The sequence below is a fragment of the Pseudomonas gebzensis genome, from assembly GCF_034427815.1.
Taxonomy (GTDB): Bacteria; Pseudomonadota; Gammaproteobacteria; order Pseudomonadales; family Pseudomonadaceae; genus Aquipseudomonas.
Genome location: NZ_JAXQNS010000003.1, coordinates 351,261 through 372,837, shown reverse-complemented (window position 1 = coordinate 372,837; position 21,577 = coordinate 351,261). Strand labels below are relative to the sequence as shown.

Below are 21,577 nucleotides of genomic sequence, written 5' to 3'. Positions count from 1 at the left end.
ATGGCACGCCCCCTTGATCGACCCGCGCTGCGCAGGTTGTCCAACCTGCTCTACCGCAGGCCCAACCTGTACCTGGCGATGATGCTGATCCCGCCCCTGATGTGGTTCGGCGCGGTGTACCTCGGCTCGCTCCTGACGTTGCTCTGGCAAGGCTTCTACACCTTCGATGACTTCACCATGGCGGTCACGCCAGACCTCACACTGGCCAACCTGGCCGCGCTGATGCAACCGTCGAACCTCGACGTCATCGTGCGCACGGTGAGCATGGCCGTTGCGGTATCGATCGCCAGCGCCCTCGTGGCCTTCCCGATCGCCTACTACATGGCGCGCTACACCACGGGCAAGACCAAGGCCTTTTTCTACATTGCCGTGATGACGCCGATGTGGGCGAGCTACATCGTCAAGGCCTATGCCTGGACCTTGCTGCTGGCCAAGGGCGGCGTGGCGCAGTGGTTCATCCAGCACCTGGGCCTGGAGCCGGCACTGCAGTGGGCACTGGGCATTCCCGGCGTGGGCGGCAGCACCTTGAGCACCTCGCACCTGGGCCGGTTCCTGGTGTTCGTCTACATCTGGCTGCCGTTCATGATCCTGCCCATCCAGGCGTCGCTGGAGCGCTTGCCGCCGTCGTTGCTGCACGCCTCGGCCGACCTGGGCGCCACGCCGCGCCAGACCTTCCTGCAGGTGGTGCTGCCCTTGTCGGTGCCGGGGATTGCCGCCGGCTCGATTTTCACCTTCTCGCTGACCCTGGGCGATTTCATCGTGCCGCAGCTGGTCGGCCCGCCGGGGTACTTCATTGGCAGCATGGTGTACGCCCAGCAAGGAGCCATCGGCAATATGCCCATGGCCGCCGCGTTCACCTTGGTGCCGATCGTGCTGATCGCGACGTACCTGTCCATCGTCAAACGCCTGGGGGCCTTCGATGCGCTCTGACCGTTCATCTCACGCTCAGGCGCCACGGGCGCTGAAGCTCGCAGCCTGGGGCGGGTTGGTGTTTCTGCACTTCCCGATCCTGATCATCTTCCTGTACGCCTTCAACACCGAAACCGCCGCGTTCAGCTTTCCGCCCCAGGGCTTTACCCTGAAGTGGTTCAGCGTGGCCTTCGCCCGGCCGGATGTGCTGGAAGCCATCACCCTGTCGCTGCAGATTGCCGCCATCGCCACGCTGATCGCCATGGTGCTCGGCACCCTCGCTTCGGCAGCGTTGTATCGCCGGGCGTTTTTCGGCAAGCAAGGCGTGTCGCTGATCCTCATCCTGCCCATTGCGTTACCTGGGATCATCACCGGTATCGCCCTGCTGGCGACGTTCAAGTCGCTGGGCATCGAGCCTGGGCTGCTGACCATCGTGGTCGGGCATGCCACCTTCTGCGTGGTGATCGTCTACAACAACGTCATTGCCCGTTTGCGCCGCACCTCCCACACGCTGATCGAAGCATCGATGGACCTGGGCGCCGACGGCTGGCAAACCTTTCGCTACATCGTCCTGCCCAACCTGGGCTCTGCGTTACTGGCAGGCGGCATGCTCGCCTTTGCGCTGTCGTTCGACGAAATCATCGTCACCACGTTCACCGCCGGCCACGAGCGCACCTTGCCGCTGTGGCTGCTCAATCAGCTCAGCCGGCCACGCGATGTGCCGGTGACCAACGTGGTCGCCATGCTGGTGATGCTGGTCACGATGTTGCCGATTCTTGGTGCCTACTACCTGACACGCGGTGGTGAAAGCGTGGCCGGTAGTGGCGGTAAATAACTGCGCGATAAGGACACGGACATGCAAACCAAACTGCTGATCAACGGCCAACTGGTCGACGGCCAAGGCCAGGCCCTGGACGTTTTCAATCCCGCGTCAGGCCGGGTACTGGTCACCCTCAACGAAGCCAGCCACGCCCAGGTCGACGACGCCGTGCGTGCCGCCGAGGCCGCGTTCACCCGCTGGTCGCAAACCGCGCCCAAGGAGCGCTCGCTGCTGCTGCTGAAACTGGCCGATACGATCGAAGCCCACGGCCAAGAGCTGGCCCGACTGGAATCGGACAACTGCGGCAAGCCCTACAGCGCCGCACTGAACGACGAAATTCCGGCCATCGCCGATGTGTTCCGCTTCTTTGCCGGTGCCAACCGCTGCATGAGCGGCTCGGCAGCGGGTGAGTACCTGCCGGGCCACACCTCGATGATCCGCCGCGATCCGGTGGGCGTGGTGGCGTCTATCGCACCGTGGAACTACCCGCTGATGATGGTCGCCTGGAAAATCGCCCCGGCCCTGGCGGCCGGCAACACGGTGGTGCTCAAACCCTCGGAACAGACGCCGCTGACCGCGCTACGCCTGGCTGAATTGGCGGCGGCGATTTTCCCGGCCGGCGTGCTCAACCTGGTGTTCGGCCGCGGGGAAACCGTGGGCAGCCCACTGGTCAGCCACCCGAAAGTGCGCATGGTCTCGCTCACCGGCTCGATTGCCACCGGCGCGAACATCATCGCCAGCACGGCCGACAGCGTGAAGCGCATGCACATGGAGTTGGGCGGCAAGGCGCCGGTGATCGTCTTCAATGACGCGGACATCGACGCCGCCGTCGAGGGCATCCGCACCTTCGGCTTCTACAACGCCGGTCAGGACTGCACCGCCGCCTGCCGCATCTATGCCCAGGCCGAGATCTACGAGGCGTTCGTGGAAAAGCTTGGCGCTGCCGTGGCCAGCATCAAGCACGGCGTGCAGGATGACCCGTCCACCGAACTGGGGCCGCTGATCACGGCCCAGCACCGCGACGCCGTGGCCGGGTTCGTCGAGCGCGCCGTGGCGCAGCCGCACATCCGTCTGGTCACCGGTGGCAAGGCCGTGCCAGGTGATGGCTTCTTCTTTGAACCGACCGTGCTGGCCGATGCGCAACAGGATGACGAAATCGTGCGGCGCGAGGTCTTCGGGCCGGTGGTCTCGGTCACCCGCTTCAGCGACGAAGCGCAGGTCCTGGCCTGGGCCAATGATTCGGACTATGGCCTGGCGTCGTCCGTGTGGACGGCCGATGTGGGACGCGCCAGCCGCCTGGCCGCGCGCTTGCAGTATGGCTGCACCTGGGTGAACACACACTTCATGCTGGTCAGCGAAATGCCCCATGGCGGTCAGAGGCTGTCGGGCTATGGCAAGGACATGTCCATGTACGGGCTGGAGGACTACACCACGGTGCGCCACGTGATGTTCAAGCACTAACCGCTTCGCGGGCCCGGTGTCGTAGCCACCCACCCCCAACACCACCGATACCCGCCGGGCCGTGATGGCCCGGCGTGGAGGTCGGGTACCCGAAATCTGCCGATTCTGCGGAGTTGACACCCTCATGAGCACATCCCCCGATGGCCGTTCAGCCCCTGCCGACAGCGATGCCGAGCAGTTGCGCCAACTTGGCTATACCTCCAGTTTCAATCGCAGCATGAGCCTCTGGGAAAACTTTGCCCTGGGCTTCACTTACCTGTCACCAGTGGTGGGCGTCTATACCCTGTTCGGGCTGTGCCTGGCCGCAGGTGGCCCGCCGATGTTCTGGGCCTACTTGCTGGTCGGCTGCGGCCAACTGCTGGTGTGCCTGATTTTCGGTGAAGTGGTGTCGCAGTTCCCGATATCCGGGGGGGTCTACCCGTGGGCCCGCCGCCTGGTGGGCAAGCGCTGGGCCTGGATGGTCGGCTGGATCTACTCGATCGCGCTGTGCGTGACCATCGCCGCCGTTGCCGTGGGCGCAGGGCCCTACCTGGCGGCAATGATGGGGTTCGAACCGAGTAACGACACCAACATCCTCATCGCTCTGGTGCTGACCCTGCTGGCAACCCTGGTCAACCTCAGCGGCACCAAGACGCTCGCGCGCATCGCCATGTTCGGCTTTCTCTGCGAATGGGTCGGTGCGGTGATTGTCGGGGTGTACTTGCTGGTGTTCGAGCGTCATCAGCCGCTCAGCGTGTTGTTCAACACGTTCGATATCCGCGTCGATGGCGCCTATCTGCCGGCCTTTCTCACCGCCTCGCTGGCCGGCATGTTCCTGTACTACGGTTTTGAGGCCTGCGGCGACGTTGCCGAAGAAACGCCGAATCCGAGCAAGCGGATCCCGGTGGCCATGCGCATGACCATCTACATCGGTGGCATCGCAGCGATGTTTGCCTGCCTGGCGCTGATTCTTGCCGTGCCAGACATGCAGGCGGTGATCGACGGCACCGACAAAGACCCCGTCACGACCATCCTCAACAACACGTTCGGGCCGGTGGGCTCGAAGATGGTGATGGCTGTGGTGATGATTTCCTTCATCTCGTGCGTGATCAGTCTGCAAGCGGCGGCCAGCCGTCTGCTGTACGCCTATGCGCGCGACGACATGGTCATTGGCAGCCGCCTGCTCAAGCAGATTTCACCGAGGACACAGGTGCCTGTCGCGGCGCTGCTCGTTGCCGGCGTACTGCCAGCGCTGATCATTGCGTTGGGGTTTTTCTTGCAGGACGCCGTGGCGACCATCGTCAGCTTTGCGGCCATCGGCATTTACCTGGCCTTCCAGATGATCGTGCTGGCCGCATTGTATGCACGCGCACGCGGCTGGAAACCCAGCGGTCACTTTACCCTCGGCGCCTGGGGCCTGCCGGTGAACGTGGGGGCCTTGCTCTATGGGGTAGGTGCCATCGTCAACATGGCGTGGCCGCGCACGCCGCAGGCGCCGTGGTACAGCAACTACGCCATGGTCCTGAGTACCGCGGTGGTCATCGGCTCGGGCCTGCTTTACATGTGGATCGCCAAACCCTACGACCGCGGCACTGCCGCTGCGGGTGATGCCTGGACCCTGCGTCGCTAGCGGTTGCGGCCTGCACCGGCCAGCCCGGCCGTGCAGGTCGCGACGGCCAACCCGGCCGGTGGCTCAGCGACGCCATGCCCAGACCCATGGCCTGGATCGAGTGCAAGCGCGCGGGCTCTGGCAGATCCCGTGTGGCTGGGCCAGGGCCTGCCCGCGGCAGGTTTCAGGCCTGCCACAGCGCCAACCCGCCCTCCTCGCGCTGGCCCGTCACCACCCGCTGCTGACACCAATCCACCAGCACCAGCCCATAGCGGGCATTGAGCGTGTAGAACGCCTGCACCAGGCGCTGATGCTCGGCCTGCTCGCCGAGCGAGACGCCCAGCACGCAGATGCCGTGGGCATCGGTGTAGCCGTACAGCGTCACGTGCTCGCCCAGGGCCAGGCCGAAGCCAGCAGTGACGCAGCCCAGCACGGTCTGGCTGGTACAGATCAGCGGCGCGGGCTGCAGGGTGGCGCCCAAGGCCTCGGCCAACTCAGCCTCGGCGCTGGGCCCGGCGATCACGGTACTGGGTGCCAGCACCCGCAAATAGGTCTGCTGCCAGCCGTAGGCCTCGCGCTGGGCGGCCTCGAACGGTTTGAACTCGCTCAGCAGGCGCTGGATGTCGGCCAATTGGCCATGGGGGAGGAATTCGAGCTGGCGCCAGTCGTCCTCGTGCAGCACCAGCCCGTGGCACGGCGGAGCGTCGGTCAAGGGCTCGACAGGCGCTGCGTCGTCGGCCAGGGTCGGTAGGGAAAACAGCACCGCATTGGGGTCGGCGATGACCGGGTCTGGCTCGGCCGTAGCCTCCGGCTGTTGACCGAGCAGCCCGCGCAGGGCGTCGTAAAGCTTGTTCATGCGTGCACTCTCCGTTTGCCGTCATCGTTTGCAATCACCCCGGCCCTGCCGGGTGCGGGTGCTGCCTGCAGGCTGCGCCGCCACAGACGGCGCAGCCCGGGCCCGTCACACCACGAACACGTTCACCTGGCGCTCCAGGCCCTGCGCCAGCTGCTGCAGCTCGCTGGCGGTGTGGCTGGTCTGCGCCACCGCCTGGCTGTTCTGTTGCGACATCTGTGCGATGCGTTCCACAGTGCGCGCCACGTCCTGGCTGGCGGCGGTCTGCTCGCGCAAGGCCAGGGATATCTGGTCGACCACCCGCACCACATCGCCGGACGACTGGCGGATGTGCACGATGGCATCTCCGGCCTGTTGCGCCAGCTCGACCCCGCCCTTGACCTGCTCCACGCCCACGTCCATCTGCGTGACGGCATCGCGGGTGCCGAGCTGGATCTTCTTGACCATGTCGGTGATTTCCTGGGTCGAGTTGGCGGTGCGCTGGGCCAACAGGCGCACCTCATCGGCGACCACGGCAAAGCCGCGGCCCTGCTCGCCAGCGCGCGCCGCTTCGATGGCGGCGTTGAGCGCCAGCAAGTTGGTCTGCTCGGCAATGCCCTTGATCACCCCGACGATGCTGGAGATCTGTTCGGCATGCTGGTCCAGCTCGCTGATCTGCCCTGCCGAGGCCTGCACCGTGTCGGCGATCAGGCGCATGCGTTCGAGGGTTTCCTGAATCACGCTGCCGCCTTCGGTGGACTGGCGGCCAGACTCGCTGGACAACGCGTGGGCATCACCGGCGTTGTCGGCCACATGGTTGATGCTCACGGTCAGTTCTTCGACAGTAGCCGCCATGGAAGACGCCGAATGCGACTGTTCCTGGGCCGAGGCCGACAGCTGCAGCGAGGCGCTGGAGATGCTTTCCGAGGCGCTGACCAGTTGCTCGGCGCCCTGCTTGATTTCCCCGATCATGCTGCGCAGGCGCGCCTGCATGGCGGCGAAGGCCTGCAGCAAGATGCCCACCTCATCACGGCCTTGGGTGTCGATACGGCTGTCCAGCCGCCCCTCGGCAATGCGCTGGGCCACCTCAAGGGCCTGCTGCAAGCGCCCGACCAGGTTTTTCGACAACGACCAGGCGATCAACATCGCCAATACGGCAGCGACCAGGCCACCGCCCAGCAGAATCATGACGGCGTTGCTCTTGGCCTCGTTCATCAGGGTGCTGCGCTCATCGAGCAGCGCGGTTTCGCTGTCACGCACCTGGCCGATGAGTCCGCGCATGGCATCCATCTTGACCTTGTCGCGCCCCGCACTGATCTGCTCGCTGAGCGCGGAGAACGGTTGCGCGCCGCCGTTGACCTGCTCGCGCAGGGCCACATTGGCCGCAATGTCGTCACGCAGCCACTGCTGGTAGAGGTCTTGCAGCTGGGCCAGACGCGCCTGCTGTTGAGGGTTGTCGCCGGTGGCGGTCTTGATCCGCTGCAGGTAATCGCCGAAGGCTTTTTCGCCCGCCTGCATCGGCGCGAGGAACCCCTCACGCCCGGTCAGTGCATAGCCGCGCATGCCGGTTTCGATGTCGATCAGACTGCGCAGCACCCCGCCCGACTGGTTGAGCACTTCATAACTGTGAAGGTTGCGCTTGACCGACGAGCTGACCTGCTCGAAGCCACGCAAGGCGCCCAGTACCAGAAGCAAGATGATCAGCAGGATAAGGCCGAAACTGGCATAAAGCTTCTTCGCAAGGCTGAAATTGGAAAACATGAGGTACGGCTCCCGGAACACAGGCTGATCGCGCTTCGCCGGCAATGCGCACGGCGAGGGGTAATGGCGGTTCGATGTTTAATTGACATCAGTGCTCGGACGCGGCTTGTACAAGAAAAGTTCTCTGTACAAGGGACTTTCATGATTTCCGGTGGCAGGGGTAGCGCCAGTGGCAGTGCGCAAACAGCACAAAGCGGAGGAATGGAATCGGCAGCATGGGAGGTAGGCGCGAACAGTGCGCTGATCGCGCCCGGCGAGTGCGACTACTCACGCGCTCGCCGTGCATACGACCGTTGAATCAGTGCAACAGATCAGCCGGCACCTTGCCGCCATTTTCCGAGACTTTTTTCATCACCTGCTGATGCAGCCAGGTGTTCATCGCGGCCGAGTCATCGGGGGAACCGGTGTAGCCCAGTTCCTGGGCCAGCTCTTTGCGCGACGCGAGGCTGCTGTCCAGACCGAGCAGTTTGAGCAGGTCGACGATCGAGCTGCGCCAGTTCAATGGCTCGGAATGCTGCTTGGCCAGCGTTTCGAGGTGCTGAGCGACATCGACCTGGTTCATCGACGTGGGCGCGGTGCCCTGTGGTGAGTTCGGCGCGGCATCGGCGCTGGTGGGTGGGGACGAAGGGGTGGGTGCTGGGGCAGCATCTGCGGACGGTGCAGCGTGCGAACCCATGCCGAGTTTTTCCAGAATGGAACGGAACAAGCTCATGTCATTCTCCCTGTGTCAAGCTGCCAGCCCATGATGAGCGATGGCTACTTAAGGCTGACCTGCGGCCGGTGCGCAAAGTTTGATCGGTTTCGCTTCAGGGCGACCTGAGGCGCAAGGCCAGTGCCTGATGGCTGTGGGCGGCCTGCGCCGCGCGGGCAGCGTCGGGGTCTGACAGCCGGCAGGCATGCAGCGGCTCAGTCAGGCGCCGAATCGACCTTGATATGGCTCACGCCCAGCAGCTCGGCCTGTTGCACGATGACTTCAGGCGTGGCTTGGGCATCGGGCAGCAGCAGGCTGTTTTCGCTATCGCCAAAGTGCAGCAAGATCAGGTGCATGGCTGCGTCATGCTCGGTGAGCTCGGGTTGCTGCAGTTGCAGCTGATGGCTTTGGGGATGGCCGTTGAGGTGATAGCTGAGGGTGTAGACAGGCATCGGGGTCGCTCCAGAGTGCGTGGGCAGTGAATAACCTGACCCATCAGTCAGCCATTAGTTCGTCAGCATCGACCCGGCGCCTCGGCCCTGTTCAAGCCGGGCAATCAGCCGGTAGCACAGCCATCCGCCAATACCGCAGGCGCCCATCAACCAGCACATCATGCGTGGCGAGCCGTCGAGCAACTGGCTGACCAGCGCGCTGAGCAAAGCGCCGCAGGCAAACTGCAACGACACCGCCAAGCCCACCGCCGCGCCGGCATTACGCTCGAACAGCGCCATCAGCCGGGCGATGCAGTTGGCCCCGACCATGCCACTGCACCCCATGAACACGGCCACCGTGGCGACCAACAGCAGGGGCGCCGGCCAGTTGCCCCAGCCCAGGACCAGCAACACCACACCCGCCCCTGCACCCACCGCGCTGCCCCACCCCAGCAGCACCTGCGGCCCGCGCGTGGGCAGCCAGTGGGCGTTGAGCAGTGTGGCGCCGACGATGGCCAGCAGGTTGACGGCGAAGATCAGGCTGTAGCCCCGCGGCGTGAAACCGAAATGCTCGATGAAGACAAACGCCGATGCGGTGATGAAGCAGAACATCCCACCCACCGAGAGCCCCATGGCCAGGATGTAGCACAACCCCAACGGGTGCCGGAACACGCTCAGGTAATGACCGAACGCTTCGCCCAATGAAGCGATGCGCGCCGCGCGCGGCAGGCTCTCGGGCAGCCTCAGCACGGTCAGCAGCAGACACACCGCGCCGATTCCGGCCAGGGCCACGAAGATTGCCCGCCAGCCCCCAAGCAGCACCAGCCAGGTGCCCATGAACGGCGCGACCAGGGTGGCAAGCATGGCGATCAGGTGCATCAATGACAACACCCGCGCCGCCTCGCTAAGCGGGAACAGGTCCCGCGCGATGGTGCGCGCCAGCACCATGGCGCCGGCGCCGCCCAGCGCCTGGACGAAACGCAGTGCCTGCAACTGCTGCACGTCGCCGACCCAGGCGCAACCCAGGCTCGCGGCGATGTACAGGAACAGACTCGACAACAGCAGCCCGCGCCGACCGTAGCGGTCGGACAACGGCCCGTAGATCAGCATGCCGCTGCACAGCCCGAGCAGAAACAAGCCGACGGTGCGCTGCACGCTGGCAGGATCGGCGTGCAGGTCAGCGGCGATCTGCGGCAAGCTCGGCAGGTAGGTGTCGACGGCCAGGGGCACGCTGGCGGCCAGCATTGCCAGGAGCCAGATCGTGCGGGAGGTGGGCGGTGTGGTCATCGGGATGTCCTGAGGCGCTTGAAGGGCGGCAGCCAGATCGGTGTTCGCGGCTGAACGGAGCACCGGACACGGCCATTTGCAGGCGCAAGAAGGCGCCTTGTTCTTGCGCGCGTGAGGCGGCATTGCCGCCCTGATCCAGGCATTTCGGCACGGCGGCGCAACGACCGCCTGCGCAGGCCTCTACTCGATCCCCAGCCCGGAGGTGGCGTTGCACGATCGCTCAAGAAAACCCGGCCGCACCCACGGGTGCGGCCGGCCGACCAAAACAGGCGTCGTGAGGCAGGTGAGTGTGAAGCGACCAGGCAAGACCGATGACCCCGTACCTGTCTGCCCAGCCACGAGGCGCAGCATAGGCCCAGGTCGAGGCGTGCGGTTATCCCGATTCGGCAACCGCTAACGCACCGTCACGGCTCACGGATTTTTTCAGGTGCTGCCGATTCGGGATATCGACTGCGGTGCGAGGCCGTCCATGATCAGGTGCCGGGCCCTCGGCCAACGCGTGCTGGCCCGTTCACACAACAATAATGCGCAGCCCGGCGCACCCACGCCGAGGCCTGCCCCCGTGTCGACCCAGGAGCTCCTATGTCCCTACCCGCCCTGAGCCTGAAATGGCGCATCACTTTGCTCAGTGGGCTGTGCCTGCTAGCGGTGGTCGTGTCCATCCTGTGCGCGACGCTGTGGCAGAGCCAACGCATTTCCCAAGCACTGAAACAGCAGAGCACAGAGCAGTTCAACCAGCTCGCCACCGCCCGCCTGGACGACAGCGCACGCGCCCAGGCCGGGCGCATGCAGCGGCTGTTCGATGACAGCCGCCTGTATGTGGAGGGCGTTGCCGAACAGCTGCTGCAACTGCAGGCCCAACACGACAGCGGCCTGCTCGGTGCCGAGCCGCTGCGCCGGCAACTGGTCGCCACGACGGCTGCCGCCCTCGCCCGCCGGCCGCAAGTGCTGGGGCTGTATGTGGTGTTCGAGCGCAACGCGCTGGATGGCCAGGACAACGCTTTCATTGAGCAAACGCCCCTGGCCAGCAACAGCACGGGGCGTTTTGCCCTGTACTGGTCCCAGGCCCAGGCCGGCCAGCCACAACAGACGGCGCTCACCGAAGACAACATCCTGCTCAATAACGCCCCGCCCGGCAGCGAGCCGGAAAACAACTGGTACCTGTGCCCGGCCAGCAGTGGCAAGGCTTGCGTCATCGAGCCCTATGCCGTCGAGGTCGAAGGCCAGAACACCCTGATGAGCAGCGTTGCCGTGCCGATGATGAAAAACGGCAAGGTGATCGGCGTGATTGGCGTCGACATCCGCATGAGCACCCTGCAGACCCTCACCGGTGAGCTGCAGCGCCAACTCTACGACGCTCAGGCGACGGTCAGCCTGACCTCGGCCACGGGTCTGCCGGTGGCCAAGGTGCTGGGCAGCGATGTGCAGCCTCAAGCGCAGGTCAACACGCCGTTCACGCCGATCGACGGCGCCCGCCCGTGGAGCTTGCAGGTGCAGGTGCCGCAGCCGCTGCTGCTGGCCCCGGCGCTGCAACTGCAAGCAGACTTCGACCAGGCCAGCCGCGAGGCGACCTGGCGCAGCCTGGGCTGGGGCGCGGGTTGTGCGTTGCTCGGGCTGCTGATTCTGGGCTGGGCGGCACGCAGCGCGACACGCCCCTTGCTGCACGTCGCCGATGCGCTGGACCGCGTGGTCGATGGCGACGGCGACCTGACCCAACGCCTGCCGCCGCTGCGCGCCGCGGAGCCCGCGCGCCTGACCGACGGCTTCAACCGTTTCCTGGAAAAACTCCAGCCGCTGCTGCATACCGCCCAGGACGCGGCCAGCGAGACCCGCGCCTGCGCCAGCCGCTCGGCCGAAATCACCCGCGCGGTCGACAGCGACATGTTCCAGCAGCACGGCCAGGTCGAACAGACCGCCACTGCCCTGGTGCAAATGGGCGCCAGCGCCGAAGAGATCGCCCGCAACGCCGCCCAGGCCGCCGAGGCCACGCGCAGCGCCGAGCACGCCACGCAGGCAGGGCTGGCGCAGTTCCAGACCACCCGCGATGGCATCGGCGCCCTCGATGACACCCTCGGCGAAACCTTGTCGCGCCTGCAGGCGTTGGCCAACAGCGGCGCGCAGATCAACCAGGTGCTCGACGTGATCAGCACCCTTGCGCAAAAAACCAACCTGCTGGCCCTCAACGCGGCCATCGAGGCCGCGCGGGCCGGGGAGCATGGCCGCGGCTTCGCCGTGGTGGCCGATGAAGTGCGCCACTTGGCCAGTAGCACCCAGGCCTCCACCCGCGAGATCCGCGAGGTGGTCGAGCGCCTGCACAGCCTGACCGAAAACGCCATGAGCGGCATGCTCGACAGCCGCGGCAAGGCCGAGCACGTGGTCGAGCAGATCGGTCACAGCCACGCCAGCCTGCAGACCATCCGCCACTCGGTCGACACCCTGCATGCGATGAACCAACAGATCGCCTCGGCCACCACCCAGCAACACGGCGTGATCGACGACATGGCCCAACGCATGACGGAAATCCGCAGCATCAGCCAGCGCCTGACCGAGCGCATGGCCGCCTCCAACGACGTCAGCCGCACGCTCGACACCCTGGCCGAAAATCAACGCACCCTGCTGGCGCAGTTCCGCACCTGAGGCGGCCAAGGTTGGCCGACCACGCGCCGTGCTGGCTCTCGGGATCAAGCCCGAGCAGGCGCCCGGGCGTTCAGCCCCGATGGCCAGAACGCCGAGCACTGACCAGAGACGCACTTGGTCACGTGCAACCTGATGCAGGTTGCGAACACGTCGGACCGCGCTGTCGAGCGCTGGTCGTCACGCCAGAGCACGACCTGCAGCGCTGTAGAGCAACGCTAGCGGCTCACTGTCCGGCACACGCCGCCACGATGCGCGCGGCCGGGCGTTGCCACGCTGCCGCTCAACCGGCCCTGCGCCGCGTCGTCGACGGGTACTCGGCAAACAGCGCGCGGTAATGCGTGGCGAAATGGCTCAAGTGAAAAAAGCCCATGCGCCCCGCCACCTCGCTGACCGTGCACTGCTCGGCGCTGCTGGCCAGCAGTGCGCGGCGCACGGCGTTCAGGCGCAGGTTGCGCAGGTACTCCACCGGGCGCAGGCCGGTGACCTGCTGGAAGCTGTACTGCAAGGTCCGCCGGCTCACGCGCAGCTGGCCGCACAGGTCGAGAATGCTCAGCAGTTGCTCGGGCTGTTGTTGCACCAGCTCCTGGCTGCGGCGCACCAGGTACGCACTGACGGCGAGGTTGGCGCGACGGCTGCGCACTTCGTCGTCAGCGTGCTGGAACAGGTCGAGAAAGGCTTCCAGCAGGCTGGATTCGAAGCAGTGCTCGGAAAGGGGTCCGGCGCCAGGCGCCGGACTGTCGATCAAGGCGGTAACGCGCGCGCGTAGCCGGGCCAGCGCCGCAGGTTCGACCGCCACCTGCGAAGCGGTCTGCAAGCGCTTGAGCTGCGCCGCGCTCAGCTCGCGTGCGGCGTGCCGGGCGAAGCGCTCGGTGTCGAGGTTGGCGGCCAGCATATGCAGGCCTTCCGGCGCGTGCACCACGAATTCTTCACCGCCACGCAGCAACGCCACCGCGCAGGCCGCCACCGCATGGCCCTGCACCACCGGCAGGGCACCGCTGGGCAGCACCACGGCGATGCACAGACGGTCTGGCGGGGCGCAACCCTGCTGCACTACGCGCTTGTCGAGCGACTCGCGAAACACCTGAAAGCGCGTGCCGCACACCTGCGCCAGCTCGCTGGTCAACGGGCCGCGACCCATCTGTGCATACACCTGGTTCCATCCGGCGATGGACCCGGCGTGCTGTTGCGAATCGGTAAAGCAGCGGGTTTCAGCAAACATGGGCGAGCCCTCTGTGGCAGAACCAAAAGTGGCCGATACCGGCGGCGGGTGACGCCGGCGCGGTCGGCCCGATGCAGGAGAGATCGACGACGGCGTCGCGCAGGCAGGTCGGTGCATCGTCAGGGCTTGGCCGCCGCCACCGTCTGGCACCAAGCGGCGCCCCACCGACTCGATGCAGCGCCACCGCCCCCCGCATCGATGGCCTTCAGGCTGGCAGCACCTTGAGCAGCAACGTGGTGCCCAGCGCCTCGAAGCGGTATTCGCGCGCCGTCATGTCCAGCGGCGCCAACAGCGCGCCGCTGAGGATCACCTGGCCGCGCCGCAGCGTGTGCCCATCGGCCAGCAAGCGGCGTAGCAGCCAGCGCAGATTGACCAGCGGCGGGTCTTCGCGGGTGCCGAGGCGGCCTTGGCCCAACAGCGCACTGTCGCCATACAGCACATAGCTCAGTTGCTCGGCGCGACGGGCATCGAACACCTGCCACGGGCCGAGGCACCAGCCCGCCGCCGCCGCGTTGTCGGCCAGAAAGGCACCCGCATCGAAGCGCCAGCCTTGCCAGCGGCAGTCGGCCACCTCATAGGCCAGCGCCATCGATTGCACCGCGCTGAGCAGGTCATCGTCACTGTGACAACCCGCTGAAAGATCGCGGCCCAGGCGCAGGGCCAGTTCGATTTCCAGCTTGGGCTGGATGAAGCGGCTCAGCGCCAAGCCAGCGTCCGCTTCGATCTCCATCGCATCGGTCAGTGCGCCGTACACCGGCTCGCTCAAGCCAAAGCGCTCGAACGCCGCACGCGACGCGAAGGCGACCTTCCAGCCCAGCAGCCGCTCGCCGCGCTCAACGCGCTGCGCCAGCCCTTCGCGTTGCAGCTGGTAGCCCTGCGCTGCGCTCAGCGCCGGGCTGTCCGGCGAGGCCATCGGTGCCAGCGGCGTACGGGTCAGCTCGGCATGCTGCAGTTGCTCGACCAGCCCGTTCAAGACAGCTGCGCCTGCAACTTGCCCAGCACCGACTCCAGCCGTTGCGGCGTGGTGATCGCGGCAACGAAACGGTCCGGACGGATCACCACGATGCAATCGCGCACGTTGCTGAACCACTGGCCCAGGCGGTTGTAGAGGTCCTCCACGCTGATCGCGCCGTCAGCCTGCAACGGCTGGTTGCGCCCCGGCCCGCTGCGCGAGCGGTTGATCTGAATGAAGCGGGTGTCCCACTGCGCCCAATAGTCGCGGGTCGCCGCCGACAGCCCCTGCACCGGGTTGACCCGGTAGCCAAGCACCGCAAACGACTGCCCCAGCACCGTGTCCAGACGCACCCGCTCGCCGTCGGCCGTTTCCACATCTGGCTGAATGAACAACTGGCCGACCAGATCGTCTTCGCGCAGCTCGGCGCGCTCGTGGAAGACCAGGCCCTGGGTGATGGTGGCCTTGGGCTTGAACTTGAACTCCAGCAGGTGCGAGCGCAGGTTGTCGACGCTGTTCACCGCCTGGAACAGCCAGTCGCGCACGCCGGCCATCAAGGGGTTGGTCAGGCCCAGCACGGCGCCCATGTTGTCGGCCAGGGCGATCAAGTCGGTGGCGTGGCCACGGCGTTCCTGGTCGTAGCTCTGCAGGATGCGCGGCGAAGCCTTGCCCTGCAGGATGGCGGCGAGCTTCCAGCACACGTTGGCGACGTCGCGCAGCCCGGAATTGAGGCCCTGCCCGGCCCAGGGCGGCGAGATGTGCGCGGCATCGCCGATCAGCACAGCGCGGCCTTCGACGAAGCGCTGCGCCACTCGCGAATTGTGGGTATAGGCGCGGATGCGCACGATCTCCAGCTCGTCCACGGCATCGCCGATGTGGCCATGGATCAGCCGGCGGATGGTGGCTTCTTCGCACATCGCCGCTTCGTTTTCGCCTTCGAGCAGCATGAACTCCCAGCGCCGCTGCTGGTACGGCAAGTAGATGCACACGAAGGGGCGCTGCGGGTCGGCGTGCAGCGCCGTGAACGGCGCATCGAGTGAATCGTGGCGCGTGTCGACCACCACCCACTTGCGCGGGTGGGTCAGGCCTTGCAGATCGATGCCCAGTTGCTTGCGCACCCCGGAGCGGCCGCCGTCGGCGCCGATCAGGTAGTCCGCCTGCAGTTCATAGACCTCACCCTCGGCACCGCGCACCTGCAGCGTCACGCCGTCGGCGTTCTGCTCCAGCGCCAGCATCTCGTGGCCCTGGCGCAGCTCGATGTCCGGGTGGCGCGGCAAGGCGTCACGCAGGGTTGCTTCGAGCAGTTGCTGCATGAATATGTTGCGCATCGGCCAGCCATAAGGCGCGACCGTCGGCTTGACCTCGGCAAAGCACACGCCGCGGGCGTTGTAGTAGCGCAGCGGAACGTCGCAGATCATGTCGCGCACGGCCTGGTCGGCCAGGCCGATGCCCTGCAGCACGCGCAGCGCCTCATCGTCCATGCCCACGGCACGCGGGTACGGCAGGATGCCCTCGGCCAGCTCCAGTACCACGCACTCGATGCCATACACGCCCATGTAATGGGCCGCGGCGATGCCGTTCGGGCCACCGCCGACGATTGCAACTTGGGTTCTGTCGCGTTTCATGTCACTCACCGCTCGTTATTGTTCTGAGGCCAGATGAAGGCTTGCGAGAAACTCCTTCACCACACGGTTGAAGCGCGCGCCCTGCTCGTCATGCACATAGTGGCTGGCGTCATCGACCTGGGCGACTTGAATGTGCGCATTGCGCTGTTGCATGGCCGCCAGCGTTTCAGGCGGCAGAAAGTCCGAGCGCCCGCCGCGAATGAACAGCGTCGGGCAGTCCAGAGCCTCGACTGCCGGCCACAGGTCCGTCGCAGTGATGCTCAGGCGCGCCTGGGCGATGCCTTGCTGGTCGTGGCGCCAGACGATGCCGTCGTCGCTGGCGCGCATCGAGTGGCGCAGCCGCGAGGCCAGCGCCTCGGCCGACAAGCCTGGTCGTGAACCCCGCCAGAACGCCTCGGCCGCCGGCCAGTCGGCGAACAGCAGCGGCGTACCGGCCATTTCCCGACGAATCCGCGCGGCCCCCTCGCCCTGGCTGGAGGAACCCGGTCCGATGTCCTCGATCACCAGGGCACGCACCCGGCCCGGGTTGCGTCGCACGTATTCCAGGGCGTTGGCGCCGCCCAGGGAGTGGCCGATGAGCACGAAGCGCTCGAGGTCCAGGTGGCTGACCAGGTCTTCGAGGTCATCGACATACACCTCGGTGCGATAGCTGTCGCTCGGCGCCCAGGCGCTGGCGCCGCGCCCGCGCTGGTCGAGCGCGATGCAGTCATAGCCTGGGCCCAGGGCCGCGGCCAGGCTGTCCCAGGTCTGCGCGTAGGCGCGCAGGCCGTGCAGCATCAGCACGGGTATGCCCTGCGCATTGGCGTGGTGCAGGTAGTGCAGGCGCAGGCCTGTGCGGGTGTGGAAAAAACCGCTGACGACGCTCATGGACGGGCTCCTTGTACAGGCCAGGTCAGACCAGGCCGTTTTCGCCTTGGACATCCGCCCCCGCCAGCCCGCCCAAACGCGCGTGCAGGCGGCCACGGGTGGCGAAGGCCCAGATGATGATCACTTCGTCAGGTGCCGGGCCGTCGCCGAAGGTCAGCGACAGGGTGTCGTAGTGCGAACGCACGTACAGCGCGTCCTTGTGCGCCAGCGGTACGTCGATGGTCGCGCCCGGCGCGCCGCGTTTGCCGGTCGACGGCACCCACGACTTGCCGCCGCCCAGGGCCACGCGTACCGGATCGGCGGCAGGGTTGGTGAGAAACGCGTTGCCGTGCTCGTACTCGCCCTGGCTGCCCACCAGGCAGGCCTTGCCATAGCTTTCGATCGGGCGCCCGGCGGCCAGCGCCTGGATGCGCTCACCAAAGGCGCGGCCCAACTGGGGCGAGGGTCCGATCAGCTCGGCCAGGCTCTCACTGAAGCGCCCGGCGTAAGGGTTGTGGATCACGGCGGCCACGGCGTATTTGAACAGAGGCTCGCCGTCGGCCAGTTGACCGGACTCGTTGGCCAGGGTTTCTTCGACGAAGCTGTGCCATTTGCGAATGTGGTAGCCGGCGAAATTGGTCGGTTTCATCTGAGCGGTCCTTGTCACAGGGGGTCGAGGGTGAAGGGTCGGCTCGGCGCGCCAGCGGCATTGAAGCGGGCCTTGGCCTGGGCGTCGTCGTGCTCGGTTTCGAGGAAGAATTCCAGGCGGTTGCCGTCCGGGTCGTTGAAGTACAAGCCGTTGCCGATCTCGTGGTCGGTGAGCTTGACGATCTCCACACCCTTGGCCAGCAACATGCCGTACAGCTGACGCAGGGTGGTCAGGTCACCCGCAATCTCCAGGCCGTAGTGCTGCAAGCCCAGGCCGCCCTGCTGGGCGCCGGGTTCAGCCTGGATCAGGGCGATGTCGTGGTGCTTGTCGCCAAAGGCCATCATCACCCAGGCCGGGCCACGGGCGCTTTCGTGCATGCCCAGCACGTCGGCGTACCAGTGCCCCGAAGCCTCCGGGTCGCTGACGAACAGCGAGATGTGCGTACGAACGATTTCGACTTTCATGCTGCGACCTCCGCTACCCGATGACCGACTGGTGCCCGGCCTTGATCTGCGCCACGGCGGGCGTCCAGGCCACATCAGCGATCTCGCTGAATTCACGCCAGTGCTTGTGCCAGCTGTCGCCGCCATTTTCCGAGGTAAAGAGGTGGCCATACTTGGTGCCGGCGACCATCTGCTGGGGGTTGTCGGGGTTGAAAGCGATGGCCCACACGCACGAGTTGGGCTGCTGCGGCAGCGGCAGCACCTCCCAGGTTTGCGCGGCATCGCGCGAGATCAGCACCTTGCTGGTGGTGCCCGGGGTGCCGTCGGAAATGCTCAGGTACAGCGTGCTCTGGCTGCCCGGTGGCGCCGTCATGACCCGCACGTAATAAAGGCCGAAAGCGTGCTTGGCGATGATCCCGGTCCAGGTCCGGCCCTCATCGAGGCTGCGGTACACGGCGTTGACGCAGACCACGACGATGACTTTCTCACCGTGGTTGGGCAGCACCAGGATGTTGTGCACGTCGGAATTGAAATCCCACAACAGGCGGTCGTCGAGGCGCTCGAAGCTGTCGCCGCCGTCGCGGCTGTGGAACAGCCCCCCCTCCTCCAGGCCGAACCAGACCTGGTTACGGTCGGTGGGGTCGTAGGCGAAGGCCAGCAGCCGCGGACGGTTCACGCCGTCGCAGAACTCCGGAATCTCGACCGGCACGCGGAACCAGCTTTCGCCGCCGTCGAGGGTCCGCCACAGCACGGCCCGGGACGGTGCGCCGGTGCCGACGAAGATGCGCCGGGCATCCTGTGGGTCGACCGCCACCTTCCAGACGGTCTGGCCGTTGAACGGCGAGTCGACCCGCAGCCAGGTGCCGCCGGTGTCGTGGCTGACGCACAGGCCAACGTCGGCGCCGACGTAGAGGGTGTCCGGCACCTGCGGGCTGAAGCTCAGCGAACGGGTGATGGCGTCGAATTCGATCGCCTGGTGCTTGACCCCCAGGCGATGCCAGGTGCGGCCTTCGTCGGCGCTGCGGATCACCGCCTGGCCGACGGTGGAAACCAGCAAGGTTCCAGTGCTCATGCTCTGTACTCCTCGAATAGGAAGGCGCGGCTCAGATGTAGATGCCGCGGGTCAAGCCGCCGTCGATGCCGATGGACTCGCCGGTGATGGCGCCAGCCTTGGGCGAGGCCAGAAAGCCGATCAGCCAGCCCATTTCCATCGGCTGCAAGGTGCGGCGGATCGGCGTGGCGGCGATGTAGGCCTGCTCGACCTGCTGCGGGGTCTTGTTCTGCTTCACGCCTTCGCGCTCGTACAGTTCCTGGATGTGCGGGGTGTCGACCACGCCTGGGTGAATCAGGTTGACGGTGATGCCGTCGGCGCCGAGCTGGTCGGAGAGGGTCTTGGTCATGTGCGCGATGGCCAGGTTGCGCATGCCCGACAACACCTTGCTGGCGCGCCCGGTAAGGCCGCCGATGTTGATGATGCGACCGAAACCGCCGGCTTTCATGTGCGGGGTCACGGCCTTGGCGCAACGGAAGTAGCCGATCACCTTGGTGTTGAGGTCGGCCAATAGCTCATCGTCGCCGGCGTGTTCGATGTCGTTGCGCACTACCCCGGAAGGCGCGGCGGCGCCGTTGACCAGGATGTCGATACGGCCAAAATGCTCATGGGCCTGCCGGACCATGGTGTTGACTGCGGCCATGTCGTTGGTGTCGCAGTACAGCGGCAGCACTTCATTGCCGGTCTCGCCGGTGATCTGGGCGGCGGCCTCTTCCAGGTAGCTCATGCGCCGGGCGCAGATCACGACCTTGCAGCCTTCCTGGGACAGAAAACGCGCCACTTCCTTGCCGATACCCATGCCGCCGCCGGTAACGATGGCCACGCGGTCTTGCAGTTGCAGATCCATGTTGAATCCTCGTGTGTAGTGTTGTTGTCAGGCGAGGTCGACGAACACGCTTTTGGTTTCGGTGTAGGCGTCGATGACGTGCTTGCTCATTTCCCGGCCCCAGCCGGACTGCTTGTAGCCGCCGAAGGGCGATGCGGGATCGACCACGTTCCAGCAGTTGATCCAGACCGAGCCGGCTTTGAGCTGTGCGGCCAACTGGTGCGCGGCGCGCAGGTCGTTCGTCCACAGCCCGGCGGCCAGGCCATAAGGCGAATCGTTGGCACGGGCCACCAGCTCTTCGGGCTCCGACCAGCTCATCACGGTCAGCACCGGGCCGAAGATCTCTTCGCGGGCCACGCAACTGCGTTCCTGCCGATCGAGGAACACGCTCGGCTCGATGAAGTGACCGCGCTCCAGGTGCGCCGGGCGCTGGCCGCCGCAGATCAGCTCGGCGCCATCGGCCAGGCCGCGTTGCAGGTAACCGCTGACGGTGTCGAGCTGGCGCTGCGAGACCAGCGGGCCGAGCGTGCTGGCCGGGTCCAGACCCGGACCGACCACATGCGCCGTGGCGTGGCGGCGCAGCTCGTCGAGCACGTCATCGAGCAGCGATTGGTGGACATACAGGCGCGAGGCGGCGGTGCACACCTGGCCCTGGTTGTAGAAGATGCCGTCGGCCGCGCCCTTGGCGGCGCGTTTGACGTCGGCGTCGGCCAGGATGATGTTCGGCGACTTGCCGCCCAACTCCAGCGAGACTTTCTTCATGTTGCCGGTGGCGGCCTGGGCGATCAGTTTGCCGACCTGGGTCGAGCCGGTGAAGGCGATCTTGTCGACGTCCGGGTGCTCGGCCAGCGGCGCACCGACGCGCTGGCCTTGCCCGGTGATCAGGTTGACCACCCCGGGCGGCACGCCGGCGGCTTCGATCAACTGCACCAGGCGAATGGCGATCAGCGGGGTCTGCTCGGCAGGCTTGAGCACCGCCGTGCAGCCGGTGGCGAGCACCGGGCCGAGCTTCCACACGCACATGTTCAGCGGGAAGTTCCACGGCACGATCAGTGCGCACACCCCCACCGGCTCGCGCAGGGTGTAGTTGAGCATCGGGTGGCCACTGGCCGGCGACACCGGCAGCGTGCTGCCCTCGATCTTGGTCGGCCAGCCGGCGAAGTAGCGCATGATGCTGACCGCGCTGGCCACTTCGCCCCGGGCCATGCCCAGCGGTTTGCCGTTTTCCAGGGTGATCAGTTGCGCCAGGCCCTCGGCCTCGGCTTCCATGAGGTCGGCCAGGCGCAGCAGCAGTCCCCCGCGCCGGGCCGGCGAATACTGCCGCCACGGGCCTTCGAAGGCGGCGCGGGCAGCCGCCACGGCGTCGTCGACATCCGCGCTGCCGGCCTGGGCGACGTCACTGATGACGCGCTGCTCAGCGGGGTTTTCCACCTCGAAACGCTCGCCGCTGCGCGCGTCTTGCCAGCTGCCGCCAATGAACAGCTGGCCGGGGCGGTCCAGAAACGCGTGAAGCTCGGGCACAAGTTGCACGGTGCTCATGGTCAGTTCC

General features: G+C 66.2%; 19 protein-coding genes and 1 pseudogene. 6 read left to right on the top strand and 14 right to left on the bottom strand.

Annotation, left to right across the window (positions count from 1 at the left end; translation table 11 throughout):
• The 4 genes from SJI00_RS08680 to SJI00_RS08665 all read left to right on the top strand — a co-directional run bounded on the left by SJI00_RS08680 (window position 1) and on the right by SJI00_RS08665 (window position 4,799).
• On the top strand, window positions 1-930 hold the full coding sequence (locus tag SJI00_RS08680; RefSeq protein ID WP_322461320.1) for an ABC transporter permease: 930 nt from the start codon (window positions 1-3) through the stop codon (window positions 928-930).
• The gene (locus tag SJI00_RS08675) at window positions 920-1,744 is read left to right on the top strand and encodes an ABC transporter permease (protein ID WP_322461319.1); all 825 of its coding nucleotides are present in this window, start codon (window positions 920-922) and stop codon (window positions 1,742-1,744) included. Before SJI00_RS08680 ends, SJI00_RS08675 begins: the two co-directional genes overlap by 11 nt.
• A gap of 21 nt (window positions 1,745-1,765) precedes the next feature.
• Complete coding sequence (locus SJI00_RS08670; RefSeq protein ID WP_322461318.1) at window positions 1,766-3,190, top strand: gamma-aminobutyraldehyde dehydrogenase; 1,425 nt, start codon at window positions 1,766-1,768, stop codon at window positions 3,188-3,190.
• Window positions 3,191-3,314: 124 nt separating this feature from the next.
• Window positions 3,315-4,799, top strand: coding sequence for an APC family permease (locus SJI00_RS08665; RefSeq protein WP_322461317.1), 1,485 nt, complete (start codon window positions 3,315-3,317; stop codon window positions 4,797-4,799).
• Between the two features lie 163 nt (window positions 4,800-4,962).
• Here the strand turns inward: SJI00_RS08665 and SJI00_RS08660 are convergent, their stop codons facing one another.
• From SJI00_RS08660 to SJI00_RS08640, 5 genes are all read right to left on the bottom strand, one after another.
• On the bottom strand, window positions 4,963-5,634 hold the full coding sequence (locus SJI00_RS08660) for a hypothetical protein (RefSeq protein WP_322461316.1): 672 nt from the start codon (window positions 5,632-5,634) through the stop codon (window positions 4,963-4,965).
• A gap of 105 nt (window positions 5,635-5,739) precedes the next feature.
• Entirely contained in the window at window positions 5,740-7,371 is a 1,632-nt protein-coding gene (locus SJI00_RS08655) for a methyl-accepting chemotaxis protein (RefSeq protein ID WP_322461315.1), read from the bottom strand.
• 298 nt (window positions 7,372-7,669) lie between these two features.
• Window positions 7,670-8,083: a DUF3597 domain-containing protein gene (locus tag SJI00_RS08650; protein ID WP_322461314.1), complete on the bottom strand. Its 414-nt coding sequence runs from the start codon at window positions 8,081-8,083 to the stop codon at window positions 7,670-7,672.
• A 194-nt stretch (window positions 8,084-8,277) separates the two neighbouring features.
• Window positions 8,278-8,514 (bottom strand): hypothetical protein, encoded by a 237-nt coding sequence (locus SJI00_RS08645; RefSeq protein WP_322461313.1) that lies wholly within the window; start codon window positions 8,512-8,514, stop codon window positions 8,278-8,280.
• Between the two features lie 54 nt (window positions 8,515-8,568).
• Complete coding sequence (locus tag SJI00_RS08640) at window positions 8,569-9,780, bottom strand: multidrug effflux MFS transporter (protein ID WP_322461312.1); 1,212 nt, start codon at window positions 9,778-9,780, stop codon at window positions 8,569-8,571.
• A 582-nt stretch (window positions 9,781-10,362) separates the two neighbouring features.
• Here SJI00_RS08640 and SJI00_RS22560 point away from each other — a divergent pair.
• Window positions 10,363-11,559, top strand: a pseudogene (locus tag SJI00_RS22560) (methyl-accepting chemotaxis protein); the annotation flags it as partial.
• 102 nt (window positions 11,560-11,661) lie between these two features.
• On the top strand, window positions 11,662-12,417 hold the full coding sequence (locus SJI00_RS22555; protein WP_416221016.1) for a methyl-accepting chemotaxis protein: 756 nt from the start codon (window positions 11,662-11,664) through the stop codon (window positions 12,415-12,417).
• 280 nt (window positions 12,418-12,697) lie between these two features.
• Here the strand turns inward: SJI00_RS22555 and SJI00_RS08630 are convergent, their stop codons facing one another.
• The 9 genes from SJI00_RS08630 to SJI00_RS08590 form a co-directional block, all read right to left on the bottom strand.
• Window positions 12,698-13,636: a helix-turn-helix domain-containing protein gene (locus SJI00_RS08630; protein WP_322461310.1), complete on the bottom strand. Its 939-nt coding sequence runs from the start codon at window positions 13,634-13,636 to the stop codon at window positions 12,698-12,700.
• A 205-nt stretch (window positions 13,637-13,841) separates the two neighbouring features.
• Window positions 13,842-14,609 carry a 2-keto-4-pentenoate hydratase gene (locus SJI00_RS08625; RefSeq protein ID WP_322461309.1) on the bottom strand — a complete coding sequence of 256 codons (768 nt, stop codon included), beginning with the start codon at window positions 14,607-14,609 and terminating at the stop codon, window positions 13,842-13,844.
• The gene (locus tag SJI00_RS08620; protein ID WP_322461308.1) at window positions 14,606-16,213 is read right to left on the bottom strand and encodes a bifunctional 3-(3-hydroxy-phenyl)propionate/3-hydroxycinnamic acid hydroxylase; all 1,608 of its coding nucleotides are present in this window, start codon (window positions 16,211-16,213) and stop codon (window positions 14,606-14,608) included. The genes SJI00_RS08625 and SJI00_RS08620 overlap by 4 nt, the downstream gene beginning before the upstream one ends.
• A 15-nt stretch (window positions 16,214-16,228) precedes the next feature.
• Window positions 16,229-17,080: an alpha/beta fold hydrolase gene (locus SJI00_RS08615; protein ID WP_322461307.1), complete on the bottom strand. Its 852-nt coding sequence runs from the start codon at window positions 17,078-17,080 to the stop codon at window positions 16,229-16,231.
• Window positions 17,081-17,105: 25 nt separating this feature from the next.
• Window positions 17,106-17,708 (bottom strand): amino acid synthesis family protein, encoded by a 603-nt coding sequence (locus tag SJI00_RS08610; RefSeq protein ID WP_322461306.1) that lies wholly within the window; start codon window positions 17,706-17,708, stop codon window positions 17,106-17,108.
• Between the two features lie 14 nt (window positions 17,709-17,722).
• Window positions 17,723-18,172, bottom strand: a complete 450-nt coding sequence (locus tag SJI00_RS08605; protein ID WP_322461305.1) for a VOC family protein — start codon at window positions 18,170-18,172, stop codon at window positions 17,723-17,725.
• A gap of 13 nt (window positions 18,173-18,185) precedes the next feature.
• Entirely contained in the window at window positions 18,186-19,223 is a 1,038-nt protein-coding gene (locus SJI00_RS08600) for a WD40/YVTN/BNR-like repeat-containing protein (protein ID WP_322461304.1), read from the bottom strand.
• A gap of 31 nt (window positions 19,224-19,254) precedes the next feature.
• Complete coding sequence (locus SJI00_RS08595; protein WP_322461303.1) at window positions 19,255-20,049, bottom strand: SDR family NAD(P)-dependent oxidoreductase; 795 nt, start codon at window positions 20,047-20,049, stop codon at window positions 19,255-19,257.
• A gap of 27 nt (window positions 20,050-20,076) precedes the next feature.
• Window positions 20,077-21,567, bottom strand: coding sequence for an aldehyde dehydrogenase family protein (locus tag SJI00_RS08590; protein WP_322461302.1), 1,491 nt, complete (start codon window positions 21,565-21,567; stop codon window positions 20,077-20,079).
• Window positions 21,568-21,577: the final 10 nt, after the last annotated feature.

Bases quoted from the DNA above. Each gene is read 5' to 3' on its own strand.
- SJI00_RS08680 (WP_322461320.1), top strand. From the start codon at position 1: ATGGCACGCCCCCTTGATCGACCCGCGCTGCGCAGGTTGTCCAACCTG.
- SJI00_RS08675 (WP_322461319.1), top strand. From the start codon at position 920: ATGCGCTCTGACCGTTCATCTCACGCTCAGGCGCCACGGGCGCTGAAG.
- SJI00_RS08670 (WP_322461318.1), top strand. From the start codon at position 1,766: ATGCAAACCAAACTGCTGATCAACGGCCAACTGGTCGACGGCCAAGGC.
- SJI00_RS08665 (WP_322461317.1), top strand. From the start codon at position 3,315: ATGAGCACATCCCCCGATGGCCGTTCAGCCCCTGCCGACAGCGATGCC.
- SJI00_RS08660 (WP_322461316.1), bottom strand. From the start codon at position 5,634: ATGAACAAGCTTTACGACGCCCTGCGCGGGCTGCTCGGTCAACAGCCG.
- SJI00_RS08655 (WP_322461315.1), bottom strand. From the start codon at position 7,371: ATGTTTTCCAATTTCAGCCTTGCGAAGAAGCTTTATGCCAGTTTCGGC.
- SJI00_RS08650 (WP_322461314.1), bottom strand. From the start codon at position 8,083: ATGAGCTTGTTCCGTTCCATTCTGGAAAAACTCGGCATGGGTTCGCAC.
- SJI00_RS08645 (WP_322461313.1), bottom strand. From the start codon at position 8,514: ATGCCTGTCTACACCCTCAGCTATCACCTCAACGGCCATCCCCAAAGC.
- SJI00_RS08640 (WP_322461312.1), bottom strand. From the start codon at position 9,780: ATGACCACACCGCCCACCTCCCGCACGATCTGGCTCCTGGCAATGCTG.
- SJI00_RS22555 (WP_416221016.1), top strand. From the start codon at position 11,662: ATGTTCCAGCAGCACGGCCAGGTCGAACAGACCGCCACTGCCCTGGTG.
- SJI00_RS08630 (WP_322461310.1), bottom strand. From the start codon at position 13,636: ATGTTTGCTGAAACCCGCTGCTTTACCGATTCGCAACAGCACGCCGGG.
- SJI00_RS08620 (WP_322461308.1), bottom strand. From the start codon at position 16,213: ATGAAACGCGACAGAACCCAAGTTGCAATCGTCGGCGGTGGCCCGAAC.
- SJI00_RS08615 (WP_322461307.1), bottom strand. From the start codon at position 17,080: ATGAGCGTCGTCAGCGGTTTTTTCCACACCCGCACAGGCCTGCGCCTG.
- SJI00_RS08610 (WP_322461306.1), bottom strand. From the start codon at position 17,708: ATGAAACCGACCAATTTCGCCGGCTACCACATTCGCAAATGGCACAGC.
- SJI00_RS08605 (WP_322461305.1), bottom strand. From the start codon at position 18,172: ATGAAAGTCGAAATCGTTCGTACGCACATCTCGCTGTTCGTCAGCGAC.
- SJI00_RS08600 (WP_322461304.1), bottom strand. From the start codon at position 19,223: ATGAGCACTGGAACCTTGCTGGTTTCCACCGTCGGCCAGGCGGTGATC.
- SJI00_RS08595 (WP_322461303.1), bottom strand. From the start codon at position 20,049: ATGGATCTGCAACTGCAAGACCGCGTGGCCATCGTTACCGGCGGCGGC.
- SJI00_RS08590 (WP_322461302.1), bottom strand. From the start codon at position 21,567: ATGAGCACCGTGCAACTTGTGCCCGAGCTTCACGCGTTTCTGGACCGC.